The sequence below is a fragment of the Vibrio hippocampi genome, from assembly GCF_921292975.1.
GTDB classification, from domain to species: Bacteria; Pseudomonadota; Gammaproteobacteria; order Enterobacterales; family Vibrionaceae; genus Vibrio; species Vibrio hippocampi.
Map to the genome: position 1 here is coordinate 1,903,663 of NZ_CAKLCM010000002.1, position 16,923 is coordinate 1,920,585.

The window sequence follows — 16,923 nt, forward strand, 5'->3', positions numbered from 1 at the left end:
TTATTTGTTGTCCTTTCCAATATTTGCGGGCAGTTTGTACTCACCTTTAGTCCGAGATATTTCTTTCACCGTTGGGGAATCAAGAGGACCTTTTACCTCATAATTAACTTGAGTGACCACCTCAACAACGGGGGAAATCACCGTTGTCACGGCAAGAATCACTAACGCCGTTTGCGGTGCAACCGCAAAGGCACTCAGCACCGGTATTCCTGAGGTAAGATCCGGTCTAAAGTTAACTTGGGCATCAACAGTTCGAGTGTTTAAGTCTGCCAATCCGATAATTTTCATGTCACCTGCGGTCGCATCCATCTCAATATCGTTAGTGACGAACACACCATTTTGAATTTTGCCCGTTCCCGTGATCGACTTAAATGCCATCCCCTTGTCAAAGATATCGGTAAAATCGAGCTGCATTTTTCGTATGATGGAGTCGATACTAAACAAACCCAGTAACCTCGCCGCACCACTCACATCAGAAATGATCCCTTTCCCTAGCTTAGTATCAATTTCACCATTTATGGTATCGACTTTCATTGACCATGGCGCACCATCCCATTTGGCGCTGCTGTTTATTTCAAAAGTGGCTTTCTGTATTCCCGAAGAAATACCAAATCGTTCCATCAAGTCGCTGTTGTTATCGCCTTTGACTTTTAACTCCACTTCACTTTTACTGGTATCGTCGGTGAGTAACCAACTGCCCTTAGCTTTAATTTGGTTGCTACCACTGACAATATCAAATTTATTCCATACAAGTTGCTTGCCCTGACGGACTACATCCATATCCACAGAGCCCACTTTATAACCTTGGAACCATAAACTCTCGATATCTAATTGGGTATCCGGCATATTGGCAAACAGCTTGCGATCAAACTCACTGACGACTAACTCTTTGGACTGGCTCTGCTGCAATAGGCTCTCTTGCGACTCTTGCTTATCTTCCCAACCCGGAATAAAGATATGCAGACGCTCTAGCGCCACATGGAGTTGGTGTTGATCGCTGTAACTCGCCTCGCCTTTCGCCTCTTGGCTATCAAGTTCGAACAGCCAACCATCACGACGATAACGACCGTTAAAGTTAACATCGTTCCAATGCACACCACCAAGAGTCAACTCATCTGCTTCGATGTTGATTCGTTGTGGCATCGGCAAGGTTGGTGTATTCATAGTATCCAACACCGCTTCCCTTGCACCTTTCGGTCGATCGAATACCGACGCCCACTGGTCAGCATTGAACTCTTTGGAACGAACTTGAAAGTGGTGTCCAACAATAGGACTGATCTTAAAACCGCCATCCCCCAACACCAAATTGGTCGCTTTAAGCACAGGGGTCGATTTTGAGATATCAATTTCGGTCTGATACTTCATTGACGGCAACTGCAAGCGAGCTGAGATGCTCTGCTGATTTCCTGAGGCTTGCAATCTCGCTTTTCCAGCATCTCCGTAGCTTTTGTTAAGCGGTGCTGGGTAGTCACTGACAATCGTGGCAATGTTGGCTTCCAGATCGAGCTGATAGGTAAATCCGACATCGTTAAGCTGCAAATCAATATTGAGGTGCCAAGGTGAACGCCCTTTCAACTTGCCGACAAAACGTTCACCAATATAAGGTTCAAGAGGCAAGACTTCCCAATCCCCTATCGTGTCTATTGCGACTGAATAGCCTTTGTTGGCATTCTGCCCTTTAAAATCCAGATTGATCGGTTGATTTAATAGACTCGCTGACAACCCATTGGCTTGTACTATGTCGTTATCAAACTCGATGCGCCCCGAGACTTTTTCCAGCGCCATTGGCGGCGTTTCTATCTCGACATGGTTATTCTTAAGTGTGGCATATCCCCAAGCTCGCGATGGATTAGGATCGTCAGAGAACGGAATATACAGCTGAAAGTCCGCATCCACATTGCCGGATACCTGAATCGCGGTCAGCGCGGCACCCACAGAGTCAACGAGGGGTGTCGCGGTCATATAGTCACGAACCGCATCACCCTTACCGGTCGCCAGTGCTTCAATCTCTAAATGCCCATCGCCACTGAGTTTAGGAATACGTCCCGTTACACGACGTCCTTTTACCTTCATCAAGGTCGCGGCTTTGGAGTCGAGGTACATTGATTCATTCTGGAACAAAAGATCGAGCTGCAACTCGGTCAAAGGTGGCCAGTTGGTGTCAAAACTAAACTTAGCCTGTTTTAGCCCAACCCAAGCCTGAAACATGCCGTTGTTGTCTCGATAAGGGAAGTCTCCCAAGCGCCCATACCACAATAGTTTGGCGGTATTGACCTTGCCCGCTTGTATTGCCGTCGACAGGTAGTCAGTTAAGTCGCGACCCAACGCCAGTGTTGGCAAGTATCGCCAAGTTTCCCCAGCATTGTAGAGATCCGCTTCACCATAAAAAGACAAAAATGGACTCTCATTAACCGGAAAGTCCAATCTAAAAGCGCCCAGCACTTGTAAATCGGGGGTGGCAGCGGTGACCTTATCTGACCAAATAGACCAGCCTTGCTCGCCCCAATTTTGCCAGTGGATATCAACTAAGCCTTGTTTGATGTTGAGTGGGGCTTGAAACACCTCACCGTAAGGGAATTTATCGTCAATTACAGATAGGGTTGCGCTCGCGCTATCTAAGCTTCCTCGCACTTTACCTGCCACGCTTGAGAAACCAGGCAACAGTTGCCACTGTTTCATTGACATCTGGTCAAGTTGCGCCGAGTAGCGCAATGATTCTAGCCCCTGCGTGGCTGACATACGCAAATCGTTCACTCGTCCGGATAACGCTAAGGTGTTTAACCAATCCGCGAATGCATCGTCGCTGCCTAACGTCGCGAGCGGACGTAATGTGCCGATATCGAGTTGTGACACGTTGAGTTGCCACTGTTCCAGGTTTTGCCATTCAAGCGCTGCATCAAATATCGGCCAGTCACTATCATTGGTTCGGGCTCGGATGTCGTGCGCGTCAATCTGCCAGCCTTGCGTCAAAGGACTTAAATGCAGAACCGCCGATTCAACAAAAAGCTCATGTTGCAGGTCTTGATGATGCCAATCCATAACAGAGGAATTGAGTTCAAGGTAGGCTTCTGTCGGTAAGCTATTTTCTAGTGTTATCCAGCTTTTTAACGTGACCTCGCCCCCCTCAATGCCAGTCGAGTGCTTATACTCTTCTGGGATCCAGGTATCAACTGACAACTGTTCTACTGCGACATAAAATTCACCGGTCACGTCAGTCAGAGAGCCTTTATCAATAAAATCAGCTTGTACCTCTAACTCATTGAGGTTGACATCAGCGATTGAGATGGAACCTTCCGCTAAGTGGCGACGCCCCTCATTTCGCCACTGCAGACTTTGAATATCGAGCGTTCTTGCTGATTCGCCTGAGATGGGCTTGTAGATAATTTTAGACTGAGCAATCGAAAAGCGATCTAGCTGTGATAACAACAGATTATCCAGCTTTTTTATGAAATTTTTGGCTCGATGCTGAGACTGAGAACCTGTCTCTGATTGAGCTTGTGGGTTACCCGTTAAATCAATCTGATGCACATCAAGCAGCATGTTGTTCATCACCATATCAGCGAGAACAGGCTGTCCTTGGCGAATGGTTTCAACCAGATCGAATTCCAGCTCAAGGTTATCAACCTGAAACTGAATATCCACATTATCAGGTAAAGTGACTTTGACCCCTTGCAGAGAAACAGAAGGATGAGTATTGCGCCAAAAACCTTTGACATCCTCAATGGAGACTTCAATGCCTGTCCCCTGAGAGATCCAGCTCTCAATATGGGGCTGAATACGATTTAGCTGAGGTAAACCGACTCGCAATGCTGTGACTGTGCCTGCCAGCAACAGCAGCACAGTCAGAACTATCCATAGAAAAAATCGAATAACTTGGTTTACGCCAGAACTCACAAAATACTCATTACATCATAACGACATCAAATTGCTCTTGGATATAGAGAGGCTCCGCTTGTATGCGAACTTGCTTACCAATAAACAATTCCAGTTCAGCAAGGGCATGAGATTCCTCCCCCTCTAACGCCTCTGCAACGGCAGGTGAAGCATACACCACAAAATTATCTACGTCGTAAGCGCGATTCACACGCGTGATCTCACGTAGAATTTCATAGCAAACGGTTTCAACCGTTTTCACCGAACCGCGACCTTCACAAGTAGGACAGCCGCTACATAGTACATGTTCAATACTTTCTCGGGTGCGCTTGCGAGTCATCTCAACTAAGCCTAGTTGAGTAAAACCATTGATATTAGTTTTTACTCTATCTTTTGATAACGCAGCGTCTAACGAGGAGAGTACTCGCTGTCTGTGCTCATCCAAACCCATATCAATAAAGTCGATAATGATGATGCCGCCAAGGTTACGCAGTCGCAGTTGTCTGGCAATCGCTTGGGTCGCCTCGACATTGGTATTGAAGATTGTCTCTTCAAGATTTCTACGACCGACGAAAGCGCCGGTATTAATATCGACCGTGGTCATGGCTTCGGTTTGGTCAATAATCAGATAACCACCGGATTTCAAATTAACCTTACGCTCGAGAGAACGCTGGATCTCATTCTCTGTATCAAACATATCGAAAATCGGCTTGTCACCCTCGTAGAGTTCCAGCAAACACTCCAACTCAGGCACAAATTCGCTAGTAAACTCTTTAAGGCTCTCAAAAATCAATCTTGAATCGATCTGGATTCGGGTAATTTCTGTACCGACAAAATCACGTAAAATACGATGAGCTAATCCTAGTTCACCGTATAGGGTCGAACGGGTTTTGTATTTAGCTCGACGCTCATTAATCTTTAGCCATAGGCGTTTTAGAAAGGCGGCATCTTGCTCAAGTTCTTGCTCTTTTGCACCTTCAGCCGCCGTACGGATAATAAAACCACCATCTTCATCGCAATACTTACTGACCACGCGTTTAAGACGGTTGCGCTCACCTTCGCTTTCAATACGCTGCGATACCCCAACGTGACTGGCTCCGGGCATAAATACCAAGTAGCGAGATGGCAGGGTAATATCGGTGGTTAATCTCGCGCCTTTAGTGCCAAGTGGATCTTTGACCACTTGCACCACGATGTCTTGTCCTTGACGCACCAGTTCCGAAATATCTCGGACTTGAAACTGCTGTTTCTCATTTTCAGAGACACATTCGGTATGAGGGACAATATCAGAAGCATGGAGAAAGGCGGCTTTATCTAAGCCGATATCGACAAATGCCGCTTGCATTCCTGGCAATACGCGGCTGACCTTACCCTTGTAGATGTTGCCAACAATCCCGCGCTTTGCTTCACGTTCGATATGAACTTCTTGAAGAATTCCGCCTTCGATCATAGCAACCCGAGTTTCGGTCGGAGTTACGTTAATTAACAGCTCTGCACTCATGAGCTAACCTCAATGATTAATTATTTATAAACTGTTGCAACAGCTGGTCAGTTTCATAGAGAGGTAGCCCAACGACAGCATAATAACTGCCTTCAATTCGAGTGACGAAGCGTCCACCCAATCCTTGGATACCATAGCTGCCAGCTTTATCTTTCGGTTCACCACTAAGCCAATATTGTTCTATTTCTTGGTCACTCAGTGTTTTGAACCACACCTCCGTAGTCACCACTACCGAGGCTTGCTTTATTCCTGACGTCACAGTCACCGCCGTCAATACTTGATGTTGACGTCCCGACAGTGACTGCAGCATCGCTTTAGACTGTTCAAGATTTGCCGGTTTTTCTAGTGCTTGTTTATCTTGCACGACCACCGTATCCGAGCCAATCACAATACAAGGCTTGCCCGCCATACGGTGACCTTCTTGAGCTTTCTGCTGAGAAAGTCGAGTGACATATTGTTGTGGGGATTCTCCAACTTCTTGCCGCTCTTCAATATCAGGGCTAAGAGAAGTAAATGAGTATCCCAGTTGAGTCAGCAGTTCACGACGCCTTGGAGATGAAGACGCCAGTACAATATTTGAAGACACGGTTTTTTCCCGCATCATGTCATCTGAAACAATATCACCTGAAACAATGTCACCTGACATGCCACAACCTTCTCACTCGACGCAATAACAAGAACATCCAAGGCCAAAGTATACAGTTAACTAACCCACTCCACAGTGACATCGGATTAAAAGTGACATCGTTGATTAGGTATTCGCCCAAAAATATCAACACTTCAAGCACGACAGAGAGCAGCGCAATGATGGTTGCCTGCTGCCAAAGTGCCATATTTCTTAACACTAAGAAGTTTAACGCGACAATATAGATGATGATCGACATCATCATGCCACGTATGCCTAAGGTTGAGCCGATTAGGATGTCCCAAATCAAGCCAACGATCAAAGCCGCTCCGACATTGACGCGATGCGGCAGGGCTAATACCCAATAGCCAAGCACCAGAAATAACCAAGACGGGCGAACAAAGTCCAATACACCAGGCCATGGGATGGTTTGCAATACCAGTGCAATGACCAAAGTAATGGCAATAACCAGATGACTTCTAAAAACACGACTACTCATTGTTGGCTATCACCCTTTATTCCGCATTCAAGACACTGTCCACTTCTTGGTCTGGCTTATCATCACTAGGCCAGATCAGTAGCAGATAGCGTAATCGATCAAAATCCACCACAGGTCTCGCCTCAATATTGGCAAACTCTCGGCGGTTGTCTCGTTCAACGACGTTGACGTAAGCAACAGGATATCCCTCAGGGTAAATACCACCTAGGCCCGATGTCACCAGCAGGTCATCGGTTTGGATATCGGTGCTGGTCGGAATGTGCTCCAATTGGATTTCATCGATAGTGCCATTACCAGAGGCAATGACGCGAATGTCATTACGAATCACTTGTACCGGAATCGCGCTGTTTGAATCGGTTAACAGCATCACTCGACTATTATGAGCGCCAACAAAGGTGATCTGACCAACAATCCCTTTCTCATTGATCACCGGTTGTCCTTCATAGACACCGTCAATCTTACCTTTATCAATCACTACCTGATGGCGATAAGGAGAGGTATCGACGGCCATTACCTCAGTGACCATCTTTTTCTCATCACGGATAAAAGAGGACCCAAGAAGCTCACGTAAGCGTTGATTCTCTTCACGATATTGATCAAATAGAATCAGGTCACTTTTAAGGCGCAACACTTCGCGTTTAAGATTGGTATTTTGCACAAACAGTTCTTGACGTGAGTTTATCCGTTCATAAACACCATCAAACATTGAACGAGGAAGATTGGCAGCATACTGAATCGGCGCTACCGCACTGTTGAGCAGATAACGAAATTGCGAAAACGTGCCTAAACGACTATCAGCCAGCATAAGGCCGGCTGATAGTGTCACAGCAAGAAACAACCTAAGTTGTAGTGAAGGGCCTCGACCAAATATTGGTTTCATGTAGTGATAATCCTGATGTGGACTCCAGTTTTAGTGCCACACCAAAACCAGAGTGAAACCATTATTCTTCAGTGAAAAGATCACCGCCGTGCATGTCGATCATTTCTAATGCTTTACCGCCACCACGAGCAACACAAGTCAGTGGTTCTTCAGCGATAACAACAGGGATCCCTGTTTCTTCCGTAAGTAGACGGTCAAGATCACGCAGTAGTGCGCCACCACCAGTGAGTACCATGCCGTTTTCTGAGATATCAGAAGCCAGTTCTGGTGGACACTGTTCAAGTGCAACCATTACCGCTGAAACAATACCCGTTAGTGGCTCTTGTAGCGCTTCTAAGATCTCGTTTGAGTTTAGACTAAAGCTACGAGGGACACCTTCCGCTAGGTTACGACCACGCACTTCGATCTCTTCAACGGTATCACCTGGATAAGCCGAACCGATCTCATGCTTGATTTTTTCAGCCGTTGCTTCACCGATCAAGCTGCCGTAGTTACGACGAACATAGTTAATGATCGCTTCGTCAAAACGGTCACCGCCGACACGAACCGAAGAGGAATACACCACGCCATTTAGCGAGATCACCGCAACTTCAGTAGTACCACCACCAATATCAACCACCATAGAGCCGGTTGGCTCAGAGACACGAAGACCAGCACCAATCGCTGCCGCCATCGGCTCATCGATGAGATACACTTCGCGCGCACCGGCACCCTGCGCAGACTCTTTGATCGCTCGGCGCTCCACTTGAGTCGAACCACAAGGCACACAAACCAACACGCGTGGGCTTGGTTTAAGCACGCTGTTATCGTGAACTTGTTTGATGAAGTGCTGAAGCATTTTTTCAGTCACGTAGAAGTCAGCAATCACGCCGTCTTTCATTGGACGAATAGCAGAAATGTTGCCCGGAGTACGACCCAGCATTTGCTTCGCAGCATGACCGACAGCCGCGACGCTTTTAGCTGAGCCTGAACGGTCTTGACGAATTGCTACTACAGAAGGTTCGTCAAGAACGATACCCTGTCCTTTTACATAAATTAGTGTGTTGGCAGTACCTAAATCAATAGATAGGTCGTTTGAAAACATGCCACGCAGTTTTTTAAACATTTTCTTCGCTCGTCCTGCAAAAATTAGAAGACAAAAATTGCACTAAATGTACCAACGCAACGCTATATCAGCAAGGCATTGAAGCAGAAACATTGCATGAAAGCCTCATTTTCTTACAGTTTCCTTACTTAACACTAAAATTAAGGCTCATTATTGCCCAGTTAACCCCGGTTCACCCCGGAAAATTATTCGGTCGTTACCGCGGTAAGCGCCAAAAGTCACCAAAGTGGAGGGATCTTCATCACCTTCGTCCCGCCAATTAAACTGTAGCCAAGGTTGGGTAAAGTGATTACCCGAACAATTGATATCTGGCGGATTACTGGCCGCCGAATCCCCTTGCCTTAAGAATAATCTCACTTGTTCGATGTCCGTATTGGTGCCTGAACGTGATACTCGTAAGGCATTATTCTCACCATCTGCCACCTTAGCTTCACCCGATGAAAGGGTAAACTGGGCGTTGCTACTGACACCTGACAATAAACAAAGCTTGTCCACATCAAACTCTGACGCACTATCGTCGCTATTGGTGACAAATCCTGTGCCGTCAAAATACTCTACTTTCAACGGCACGCTAATACTGTTGCTCACGTTACCCGCCACATCCGCGAGCGCCATGCGCCCATAACGTACTTTAGGTTGATGACTCAGCACGCTGGAATATTCATCACTGCCCCAAACATAGGTGACAGGATCGCCAAGTGGACCCGCCGCGATATCCAGAGCAAGACTCGTTATCAGCGTCGCTGAATCGGTATTGAAAGGACCATCGGCAACCGTCCGTCTGACTTCAGTATCCGGTTTGCGACCAAACACAATACCTTGCAGCACAGGGGACCAAACTGAGACCTCTGTATCACCACTCACTTCGGCTTCCCAAGTGTCGTCACTGTACCAATTCTCAATGCGGGAGGCATATCCTTGCGAGTCACTCAGTGACGGGAACTCCACTCGATTGCCTTCAAAGCCACTTAGGTGGTAATTACTCAGCTTGTTACCTAAAGCCGAATAAGCGTACGCTGTCGCGGTGACCTGACTAAATGGCTGATCCATATAGTTCACATAGCCCTGATTAGCGGGTTCATTCCACTCAAGGCTCTCTAAGGTGAAATAAGCCGGATAAAAGCGTCCTAAGGTTCGAGCGCCATCAACAATGCCATTCTCAATGTCGCCATAGTTGGAACCTGTCGAGTCAGCAGTAATCGTAAAACTCCCCACCTCGCTGATAGTCAACTGTCCAAAGTTAAGGAAATAATCACTGTTGACAACACCATCGGTTTTACCCTGTGTAATGATGCCACCGAGTTGACCATCACTTCCTCCGCTCGGAGTCACCACCTTATGACTCAGCGTCACGCTATCGGACCAAGCATCTTTGGCAAAGTAGTTTTTGGTCACTAACGAGTCATCGGTGCAGAAAGTATCATGAGTCTGATCGCCAGCATCCAACCCGTCTCGCCATTTTATGGGTTTAATCGACAAGTCAAACTCTTGTCCTGCCGCCCGGTAAGCGCCCTCGGCTTGTGTGGTTGGATTCGTATTACTGGTGCCATTCGCCATCGCATTGTTACTATCACAAATTGCCATAGTCCACGGGCGAGCTTGTACGGTGACAATACCATCGTAAGTTCGGCAATCTTCGTCTACCAAGGACGCCTCATCGTCTTCTTCCGACGAGCAAACGGTGGAAGAAACAGTAAACGTGATCTTGCCCGCTTCATCATACTTGACCTTACTGTATGCAGAAGGGTCACTTTCGGTCGAATCAAAAGAGAGTTGTAAATCCACTGTGTTTGAATCAGGTGTCGTCACGTATTGCTGATTGCTGCCAAGCACTTGCGCTGTCTGTCGTGCAACGGGAATGGTTGGTTTAGCGTAACTCACCGAGCCGAGGTCTACAGCCTGATTGCCGACAAACTCAGGGGAAGCGACGGGGGTTCCATTAGCGTGACATTCAAGCGGTGTGAGCGAAAAATCTGCTTCTCCACCCGCAACCATATTGATCGTAGCAGGCAACACTCGATAACGCTGAGGCACAAACTTCACGGTTTCACTCGCACTGGAGTATTGGGTATCATCAACCGTAATATAAGCACCAACCGAGAGTTCCGTTACCTGAGTAGAGTCGAGATTAAAGGTTGCCACACCACTGTCAGCCATACTATTCATTGAAGAGCCGTTATTGAGCGTTAGAGTGACATGACCAAAATAGGTCAGATCTAGATCTTCATCCTTATGTACTTCAACCCGAACAGGAACCGTTTCACAGGTTAATGCGAGTGACGTTTCTGGCTCGACAAACACCTCATAACCTTCAGGTTCAGGGATATCACCACATCCTTGCGGCTGATAGGCTTTAATCCAACTGGTGCTGCTAGCCTTAAACTCTACTTGCGCGGCAATCATGGCGCCGGTGTATTGAAAGCGATCCACTTTGTCTAGCTTAAAGCCACCATGATCTTCTGGAGAGACATACCAGTTAGCATTGATCGTCACATCATGGCTATTACCGCCATCAAAGTCTAAACCGCTCTTGTTGCCGTGACCAATCAAGGTAAGATCGTCAGGGGTGACTGGGTTGGTATCCAATGAAGTGGTATTAATACTCACACGATCAGCACCAATTGAGATCTCGTTATAATGAAGCACCACTGGACCATCAACAATAATATGAGCATCATTTTCATGAATCGTAATATCACCGATCCAATACTCTCCAGACTCCAAAATTAATCGGCTACCATTTCGACCAAATGACAGAGATTTGTAGTTTCCGGGCGTACTGATAGTCACAGTGCTTGCATCGGGCACCACAATGTCATCGCCAGTGGCAGTGAATCTTTCCGGCTCGGGTGGGGTGCCATCAAACAGAATTCGCTCCGTTGCGGCACATGAAATTACCGTCCCATCATAAAGCTTACAACCTCCAACATCTTTCAAGCTAAAGTCTTTAAAAGATAACGGAGTCTCATTCGGCAAAAACAGCCAGTTACCAGCTCCGTTTCCTTTCTCCACTTCTATCTTGGCGTTACTATGAAGTTCACCCTGATTGTTATAACGGTTAGTTGCTAAAGGCTCTGGGAAGTAGGAACAGATATCGGGCAGTTCTGACAGAACTGAGCTGTCATCACAAGGACTTTGCTCATTGTTAGCGGGGCAAACTTTGGCGGCATCATCACAGTCTCCATTTAGAGAACAATAGAACTGTGAATTAGTTTGATTAATATTGCCATAGGTAGTGGATACTGGACCACAAATCTCAGTATTATCAATTGAGATACTATGAAAGGCACCGACAGCATCACCGGTTGAATATATGCCATTGTCAGTACCTGTGATGGAGACTGTGCTATAGCTAGATTTAACCGAGCCACACACCTTAATCTCTTTCAAATCAATGCCATTATTGGAGGTGATATCGCCGATCACACTGTTGCCAGTGCCATCAATGGTCACGGTTGTACTTTTGCTTAAAATATCACCACTGACCTTCACATTAGACAGTTTCACGTTATTATTAGCGGTAATCGCACCTCCAATATCATTCTTTTCGCCAGTAATGGTCATAGTACCTGTATGACTGGTAACAGCACCCGCGACCTGAATACTGTTTAATGTAATATTATTGTTGGCTTCAACATAACCAGCTACTGCGTTATTTGCTCCAGAAATGGTGATGTAGTCATAGAGACTGGTAACATTACCCTGAACATCGATATTACTCAGTTGTACCCAGCTTCCAGCGGATACAGCACCAGTAACTAGATTCTCGGTTGCCAATATACTGATATAGCTTGCTGCGGAAATATCACCATAGATACGGTTGCTCTCTCCAGAAACATTAAGATAACTGCCTGTATTAATCTTCCCTGTTAGTGATATGTTTTCCAACTCAACGCTACCGTTGCTGGTTATATCGCCAATGACCGTATTCACTCCCCCGGGATTGCTGCTACCGGTGATTTTTATTGTTCCCCAACCTGTAGTAATCGGGGCGGAGGTTTCGATATTTTCCAACGTGATATGCGCACTGGCAGTAATACTACCAAACACTTGGCTCGGAGCACCGGTAATAGAAATATTGCCCCAACTCGACTTCAGTGAGACCGATTTACCTTCTCCTATGATGTTCCCCCCGCCAAAGGTAATATTGCCACTGACGTCTAACGTAATCGCATCTAAAGAGCCGCTATAAGAAATGGTATCGCCTGCATTTAAACTAATACTGCTTGAACAGTAATATGTATTACCATTCAATCTACCACCACTACATAGACCATTATTACTTTGGTTCAAGTCATAATCTTTGGCCTGTACTGCTATTGATATGGCGGTAGCAAAAAGCAAAATAGCTCGGGTAATCAATAACTTCATCCTATTCACCTTTTAACCACAACTCATGTTGCCTTTCGACCAAAAACAGTCCCTGTCCACACTGTGCGCGACTGCTCACTTTGTAGTATTTAACCCCCTCCAACTCAGCAAGCGTTTCGCAGGACGACGAGATAATCGGACAACGTGAGTCACTGAAACTTGAAGTAAAACTCGCAACGCATTGGTCACTATCGATGGACTGACTGCCTAACGGGTAAAGCTTGGTAAGCATTTCTTCTGAGGCAGATTGCGCGTAGAGCCAAGCTTGTGTTCCATTGAGTGTACGAACATGGCTATCATGGTTGCTCCAACGAATACGTGTCAGGCCCGACGCCATCATCCCGATAACAACCAAAATAAAAATAGAAATAATCAGCGCATTACCCCGTTGGCGAAAGTGGTTTTGTTGACCAAAGCAATTTTTCTGACCAAAGCAATTCTGCTGACGAAAAAGTTTATGGGACATTGAGCACCTGTATATCTTGTTCATAGATCGCCACTTCCGTGTTATATCCAAGAGACAGAGCCAAATGAATCACACTGCCGCTGACTAAGGTCGCTGAATGATACTGAAATACGAGTTCCTCCACGCTATCGGCGACAGTGACTTGGTTGACACTGTCGCTAGCGGGAGAACGGCGCACTATTGTACCGAAATCAGCCTGAGCCGAACTTGGAGCGAGATAGCAATACTTAACGGGAAAGTCAGCAATATAGTGGCGAGCTGAGACCGACTCTGAGGTCAATGGCGTGGTTAACATCACTTGTGAGATAGAGTCGTTACTATCAATAGCGACGTTGGCAATATCGATCTGATTGGTGGCGATATCACCCGCAGAGGTCGGGTTGATCACCATAAAATCATTCGCGCCATAACGACCTAGAGTCTTCACCGACGATTGACCTGAAAAAAACGATAACGAGTAGGGCAAGGTGTCATCTTCAAGGTGATAAAAGCCGGAATACTTTATTGGATAAAATTCAATACAGTGCCCAGCATCACTAATGGTAAAGCTATTGGGGATAGCGTGGCGTATCTCACGAGAAATCTTCTCTAGAATAAACTGAGCTTGGGTATGCAATTTTTGCCGCTCAACACTCTGCACAAAACCTTCGGTTCCTGAGCGCAAAAAGCCGGCACTGCCAACCATCAAGATGCCGAGGATCACCACAGTTAGTATCATTTCTACCAAGGTAAAACCACGTTGTTTCATTAGTAGTTCCCCTTATAGGCAGTAAAGAGATAAGGACCATAGCGTGAAGCGGAAATCTCGAGTTGAATGCGTTTAATAATGTTGGTTTGATCAATGCCTTGATCATTGTCGACAAAGTAATCCACCGTGATATTCACCGTGAAATTGCGGTAACTCCCGTTATCGCTAATCAGTTCATCAAGATCCCGCTCACTGGAATTCACACTGGGTTCAATCACATAAACAGCACTCATCCCATTGGCGGCACCAAAGTCATCCACGTCATTGTAGCCCGTGATCGCCTCGTTATTGTCTGGACCAAACTGGCTTAAGGTCGTACAAGAGGTTAATGTGCCATCGGCTCCGTTTTCTCCACATCGATAATAGCCGCCATTATGGTCACTGTTTTCATCAAAAGAACGGGTTAAAATTTGATTGAAGATACTGTCTGCAAGCGCAGCGGCACGCACTTGGTATTGGGGTTCAGCGGAATTTCTGATATTAGGGACTAACATCGTGGTGATGGTTAGCATTGCGATGGCTAACAGCACGATAGCGACGGTCAATTCAATTAAGGTAAATCCTTTGCCCCATTTCATCTAGCAATCCTTCTGAATATAACCTTGGGAATTAATGCATAGCGCCGAAGTACTTCCCTCCGCTTCGATGGTAATCTTAATATCACCACTGCCGGACCAACTTGGGTTGCCTTTGAGATCAAATTCAATCTGATTTGAGCTTGGGTTGCCTAACAAGGAAAACGTCGCGTTATCGCTTCTAATCACATCACTGCGTTGGTAGTCACCGTCACTCCCTAAAGCACAGCCTTGCACAGAGCCGATACAGTCTGAATTGACCACGAGAACATAGTTAGAGTTGGGATTATTCGCAGACAGGTTAGACTGCATTCTATTCACTTGGATCTGGCGAATCACCGAGGTAATCGCTTCTTGATAGGTATAGGCGGAGTAAGACGAACGTCCAAAATAGCGGCTGGTAGCAATAACAGACACAGTAGCGATCAGCACAATCACCACGATCAGCTCAATAACCGTAAATCCATGTCTCTGTTTGCGGGCAAACTGCATAATGCCACCTACTAAGGGAAACGATAATTTTAATTATACTAAACTTGCTGCTATTCTCATCAACAATGATAAAAAAGATAAATAAATTCAACGAGATTGCGACACAATTAAAAAAGGTCAGCCTAGGCTGACCTTTTTATTTAAATATTGATTAACAACCGTCAGCTTGAACTGTGATCGTTGGCGTTACGCCTACGCCTGTTGATTCAACGTACTCTACGTAGCAACGCTTCGCATCTTCATCAGCAATGGTCGTTCCTTTCAACGTTACACGAATCGCTGGAGTATTATCTACTGTTGTTGGTTCTGATACATCCCACTCATTAGTTGTATCCATATCTACTGCTGCAATAATTCCTGCATCCGACGCTGTTGGGTAACCATATGCAATCGTAATCTTTCCATCTGTGGTTCCGTCCGAAACTGTTTTGTCTGATGCATCAGTTTCTACGCCATCAATCGCAGCCTTACCGTAGACAATACCTGTAGAGCCTGCCATTGCACCTTTTAAGCCTTCTAGTGAAGATTCACGCGCATCGCCTTGAAGATTTAGGAAACGCGGTGCTGCTGTTACCGCTAGGATACCTAGGATAACAATGACCACGACCATCTCGATAAGAGTGAAACCTGCTTGTTTTTTCATATTTTTTACTACCTTCTAAAATACAACTAATTAGTTATCCAGAGAAACGGTGACGCTACCTGTAGTCACATCATAAGTGAAAGAGTGTTCTTTACCTTCTTGCTGTGTATAAGTACAGGTTGTTGATGTCTCTGCTTCTGCAAAATATTTCTCGTCATTGACGGTACCATTTGTTACAGACGGTGGGTTTTGAAGAAGTTCTTCCATCAAATCGACACAACCTGCATCGGTGACAGATTCACCTTGACCACCAGAAATACCTTGCAAACCTGTTGGGTAACCTTCACGCACGAACCCATTGTCAGTGGTGCTTTTAGTCAGTCTAAATTCTGTACCATCATAATCAACGACATAGTCACCGTCATCGTTCGTTGGACGACCTTCCGCTTCCCATTGAGCACGCGCCGAAAGAACTGCGGTCGCAAAACCACCTGCCACACCCTCGATGCTCGCCTCTTTGGCTTGATCGGTGACGTTAATAAAACGAGGTAATGCCGCAACAGCAAGTAAACCAAGTACTACAATCACTACAACTAACTCAACTAATGTAAAACCTTTGCTGTTCTTCATTGGCTTCTTTCTCTCTTATTAATAAAAGTGTGACTTTCTGCTCAGAGTATAAACTGGAAGAATAATGATTACAAAACATTCAAACTCTGTCGTCTATGATTTTTTTATCACATGACAACATTTATATTTAAATTATTGATTTTATTTATTTTAATGTCGGCTATTTGATCCATTTCATAAATGCAAACATACGAATTTAAGCTGATATTTTGATATTTAGTCACTAGTTTATATTTCCCATTGTTAATATCTTTATACAATAAGGATAACAAATCGTTACAGTTCTTTGGACCACTGTTTGATAAAACGATCCACCCTCGGTGATCGAATTCAACGCTCTGTCCGTCCACTTCTAGTACTTTAGGCTGATTATTGAGTAACCAAAGATGATGCAGTTGGTTAATTCGTTGCTGCATCGTCTTAGCAATGACGACAGCTTTAGTACGCATAATCTTTTCTTGGTTGCGGTTAAAGCAGCCTAAAAATGTTGCGATTAACGCCAACACCACACCTAACCATATCAACCAACGCAGCGTGTTATTTTGAAACAGGACGCTCTTAATTTGCACGTCAGT

Annotated in this window: 14 protein-coding genes; all 14 read right to left on the minus strand. The window is 45.6% G+C overall.

Annotated elements, in window-relative coordinates; translation table 11 throughout:
* The 14 genes from L9Q39_RS10940 to L9Q39_RS11005 all read right to left on the minus strand — a co-directional run bounded on the left by L9Q39_RS10940 (position 1) and on the right by L9Q39_RS11005 (position 16,917).
* Positions 1-3,894, minus strand: a complete 3,894-nt coding sequence (locus L9Q39_RS10940; RefSeq protein ID WP_237485093.1) for a YhdP family protein — start codon at positions 3,892-3,894, stop codon at positions 1-3.
* A 10-nt stretch (positions 3,895-3,904) separates the two neighbouring features.
* Positions 3,905-5,374: a ribonuclease G gene (rng, locus tag L9Q39_RS10945; RefSeq protein WP_237485094.1), complete on the minus strand. Its 1,470-nt coding sequence runs from the start codon at positions 5,372-5,374 to the stop codon at positions 3,905-3,907.
* Between the two features lie 16 nt (positions 5,375-5,390).
* Positions 5,391-5,978: a Maf family protein gene (locus L9Q39_RS10950; RefSeq protein ID WP_237485561.1), complete on the minus strand. Its 588-nt coding sequence runs from the start codon at positions 5,976-5,978 to the stop codon at positions 5,391-5,393.
* 31 nt (positions 5,979-6,009) lie between these two features.
* Complete coding sequence (mreD, locus tag L9Q39_RS10955) at positions 6,010-6,498, minus strand: rod shape-determining protein MreD (RefSeq protein WP_237485095.1); 489 nt, start codon at positions 6,496-6,498, stop codon at positions 6,010-6,012.
* A 16-nt stretch (positions 6,499-6,514) separates the two neighbouring features.
* Positions 6,515-7,378, minus strand: a complete 864-nt coding sequence (gene mreC, locus L9Q39_RS10960) for a rod shape-determining protein MreC (RefSeq protein WP_237485096.1) — start codon at positions 7,376-7,378, stop codon at positions 6,515-6,517.
* Positions 7,379-7,439: 61 nt separating this feature from the next.
* Positions 7,440-8,483 (minus strand): rod shape-determining protein, encoded by a 1,044-nt coding sequence (locus L9Q39_RS10965; protein ID WP_237485097.1) that lies wholly within the window; start codon positions 8,481-8,483, stop codon positions 7,440-7,442.
* 150 nt (positions 8,484-8,633) lie between these two features.
* Positions 8,634-12,854, minus strand: a complete 4,221-nt coding sequence (locus L9Q39_RS10970; protein WP_237485098.1) for a DUF6701 domain-containing protein — start codon at positions 12,852-12,854, stop codon at positions 8,634-8,636.
* A gap of 1 nt (position 12,855) precedes the next feature.
* Positions 12,856-13,320 (minus strand): MSHA biogenesis protein MshP, encoded by a 465-nt coding sequence (locus tag L9Q39_RS10975; RefSeq protein WP_237485099.1) that lies wholly within the window; start codon positions 13,318-13,320, stop codon positions 12,856-12,858.
* Positions 13,310-14,068: a type II secretion system protein gene (locus L9Q39_RS10980; protein ID WP_237485100.1), complete on the minus strand. Its 759-nt coding sequence runs from the start codon at positions 14,066-14,068 to the stop codon at positions 13,310-13,312. The genes L9Q39_RS10975 and L9Q39_RS10980 overlap by 11 nt, the downstream gene beginning before the upstream one ends.
* Positions 14,068-14,646, minus strand: a complete 579-nt coding sequence (locus tag L9Q39_RS10985) for a prepilin-type N-terminal cleavage/methylation domain-containing protein (RefSeq protein WP_237485101.1) — start codon at positions 14,644-14,646, stop codon at positions 14,068-14,070. Before L9Q39_RS10985 ends, L9Q39_RS10980 begins: the two co-directional genes overlap by 1 nt.
* On the minus strand, positions 14,647-15,135 hold the full coding sequence (locus tag L9Q39_RS10990) for a type II secretion system protein (protein WP_237485102.1): 489 nt from the start codon (positions 15,133-15,135) through the stop codon (positions 14,647-14,649).
* Between the two features lie 151 nt (positions 15,136-15,286).
* Entirely contained in the window at positions 15,287-15,778 is a 492-nt protein-coding gene (locus L9Q39_RS10995; RefSeq protein ID WP_237485103.1) for a type II secretion system protein, read from the minus strand.
* 30 nt (positions 15,779-15,808) lie between these two features.
* Complete coding sequence (locus tag L9Q39_RS11000; RefSeq protein ID WP_237485104.1) at positions 15,809-16,348, minus strand: prepilin-type N-terminal cleavage/methylation domain-containing protein; 540 nt, start codon at positions 16,346-16,348, stop codon at positions 15,809-15,811.
* Between the two features lie 107 nt (positions 16,349-16,455).
* Positions 16,456-16,917 carry a hypothetical protein gene (locus L9Q39_RS11005; protein WP_237485105.1) on the minus strand — a complete coding sequence of 154 codons (462 nt, stop codon included), beginning with the start codon at positions 16,915-16,917 and terminating at the stop codon, positions 16,456-16,458.
* Positions 16,918-16,923: the final 6 nt, after the last annotated feature.

Coding starts and splice junctions, on each gene's coding strand:
- rng (WP_237485094.1), bottom strand. CDS start 5,374: ATGAGTGCAGAGCTGTTAATTAACGTAACTCCGACCGAAACTCGGGTT.
- L9Q39_RS10950 (WP_237485561.1), bottom strand. CDS start 5,978: ATGATGCGGGAAAAAACCGTGTCTTCAAATATTGTACTGGCGTCTTCA.
- mreD (WP_237485095.1), bottom strand. CDS start 6,498: ATGAGTAGTCGTGTTTTTAGAAGTCATCTGGTTATTGCCATTACTTTG.
- mreC (WP_237485096.1), bottom strand. CDS start 7,378: ATGAAACCAATATTTGGTCGAGGCCCTTCACTACAACTTAGGTTGTTT.
- L9Q39_RS10965 (WP_237485097.1), bottom strand. CDS start 8,483: ATGTTTAAAAAACTGCGTGGCATGTTTTCAAACGACCTATCTATTGAT.
- L9Q39_RS10970 (WP_237485098.1), bottom strand. CDS start 12,854: ATGAAGTTATTGATTACCCGAGCTATTTTGCTTTTTGCTACCGCCATA.
- L9Q39_RS10975 (WP_237485099.1), bottom strand. CDS start 13,320: ATGTCCCATAAACTTTTTCGTCAGCAGAATTGCTTTGGTCAGAAAAAT.
- L9Q39_RS10980 (WP_237485100.1), bottom strand. CDS start 14,068: ATGAAACAACGTGGTTTTACCTTGGTAGAAATGATACTAACTGTGGTG.
- L9Q39_RS10985 (WP_237485101.1), bottom strand. CDS start 14,646: ATGAAATGGGGCAAAGGATTTACCTTAATTGAATTGACCGTCGCTATC.
- L9Q39_RS10990 (WP_237485102.1), bottom strand. CDS start 15,135: ATGCAGTTTGCCCGCAAACAGAGACATGGATTTACGGTTATTGAGCTG.
- L9Q39_RS10995 (WP_237485103.1), bottom strand. CDS start 15,778: ATGAAAAAACAAGCAGGTTTCACTCTTATCGAGATGGTCGTGGTCATT.
- L9Q39_RS11000 (WP_237485104.1), bottom strand. CDS start 16,348: ATGAAGAACAGCAAAGGTTTTACATTAGTTGAGTTAGTTGTAGTGATT.